Origin of the sequence: Klebsiella sp. MS 92-3, from assembly GCF_000195655.1 — a bacterium.
Lineage (GTDB): Bacteria > Pseudomonadota > Gammaproteobacteria > Enterobacterales > Enterobacteriaceae > Klebsiella > Klebsiella pneumoniae.
Genome location: NZ_GL882864.1, coordinates 37,873 through 39,737 on the forward strand (window position 1 = coordinate 37,873; position 1,865 = coordinate 39,737).

Sequence of the window (1,865 nt, forward strand, 5' to 3'; positions counted from 1 at the left end):
CGCCGTTTGGGCGACGGCTTTTTTATGTCCGCGTTTCCCCAGCTTGAATTCACTTCGCACCAGGCTATGCTCAACTACAAGCCCTCCGTTTTTTGCTGAAAAATAACAATAATTCTTATCTCAGGTGCCTCAATGAACAGGATGAGCATCGTTATCCTCTGGGCGCTGGCGCTGCTGGTGCTCCAGCCGGCGCTGGCCGCCGAACCGCGACAGCAGCCAACCGCGCGCGAGCAGGCACGCACGGTCACGATTTTCCACCAACCTGTCGTCATGTTGCAGGCCACCTTTGGCCAGACCACGCCCGAAGAGCGCGTTTTGCGCACCCGTAGCGCCCTGCGCGCCTTCACCGAAGATGATATTCGCCAGCCGCTGCGGGTCGTGCCGGTTATCCGCTATGGTCAGCCAGGCAGACTGTTTCTGATGAACGGCAAACCGGTGCTGCTGCTGAGCCAGGCGGATCTCGACGAGGGCGATGATTTAACCCTCGACCAGGCAGCCCAGCGGGTGCTGGCGCGTATGGAAGCCCAGCGCACCAGCCTCCAGGAGCAGTTCAACAACCGCTATCTGTTCATCTCCGCCGGTAAAGCCCTGGCCGGGGCGCTGCTGCTGGCGCTGTTTTACTACGGCGCCTTCCGCGCCTGGCGGCGGGTGCGACGTTTTTTCCTGCTGCGGATCCTCGAAAAACGTAGCGCCATACCGCAGCACTGGCGGCGCTATCTCGGCAATATTGAAGTTCGACTCTATGCTGTGCTGGTCATCCTTCTCGGCATGCTGGCCTGTTATCTCTGGCTGAGCTGGGCCTTCAGCCTGTTTCCCTGGACGCGGGTGTGGAGCGAATCGCTGGGCGACTGGTCGCTGGGGGTGATCCGCCACCTCTCTCTGTCGATTGTCGCCTCCCTGCCGGGGCTGATGATCGTGGTGCTTATTTTCCTTCTCACCTGGCTTATCATTCGCCTGGTGAAGGTGGTTCTCGACCAGGTCGCCGCCGGCCGCATTCAGATTCCCGGCATTCATCCGGAGACCGTTAGCGCCACCCGTCGGCTTATCTCGGTGGTCATCTGGTTGTTTGCCCTCTCCGCCGCCTACCCGTTCCTTCCCGGCGCCAACTCCCTCGCCTTCAAAGGCATTAGCGTGTTCTTCGGCCTGATGCTGACCCTCGGGTCAACCGGGGTGATGACCCATGCGATGAGCGGCCTGGTGCTGATCTACTCTCGGGCGCTGCGCAAAGGCGACTGGATCCGCCTCGCCGATAATGAGGGTCAGGTCAGCGAGATTGGCGTACTGGCGACCAAAATTCTCACCCGCGAAAATTACATCGTTACCGTCCCGAACGCGGTGGTGGTGGGCGGGAAAATTATTAATCTCAGCGCCGAAAGCGCCGACGGTGGAGTCAACCTCACCACCAGCGTCACCATTGGCTACGATACGCCGTGGCGTCAGGTCCATGCGCTGCTGGAGCTGGCGGCGAGACGCACCTCCGGGGTCGATCAGCAAATTGCGCCGGTGGTGCGTAAGCTGGGATTGCTCGACTGGTATACCTCGTATGAGCTGCAGGTGCGCTTACTCCCCACAACCAAGCTGCCGGATGGCCGCAACGCATTGCATAGCAGCATTATTGATGTGTTTAACGAATTCGGCGTGCAGATTATGTCGCCGAACTTTGTGATGCAGCCAAAGGCGGCGGTAGTGGTACCGCAGGAAGCCTGGTACGCCGCCCCGGCCGTCGCGCCGCAGGAGCCTGAGAAATAAGGGTTAACGTAGCGGCATTTCCGCCGGGTGGCGGCTGCGCCTTACCCGGCCAGGGGTTCGTGCGGCCTGTCACTCATTTATCCATTTGCGCGACTGAAACTGCCGGTGCTGGCGGC

Annotated in this window: 1 protein-coding gene; it reads left to right on the forward strand. The window is 60.5% G+C overall.

Annotation, left to right across the window (positions count from 1 at the left end):
- Positions 1-132 precede the first annotated feature (132 nt).
- Positions 133-1,749: a mechanosensitive ion channel family protein gene (locus tag HMPREF9538_RS02385; protein ID WP_009486303.1), complete on the forward strand. Its 1,617-nt coding sequence runs from the start codon at positions 133-135 to the stop codon at positions 1,747-1,749.
- Positions 1,750-1,865: the final 116 nt, after the last annotated feature.

What these genes read in the sequence shown, in the direction of transcription:
- HMPREF9538_RS02385 (WP_009486303.1), top strand. Translation starts at nt 133, where the DNA reads ATGAACAGGATGAGCATCGTTATCCTCTGGGCGCTGGCGCTGCTGGTG.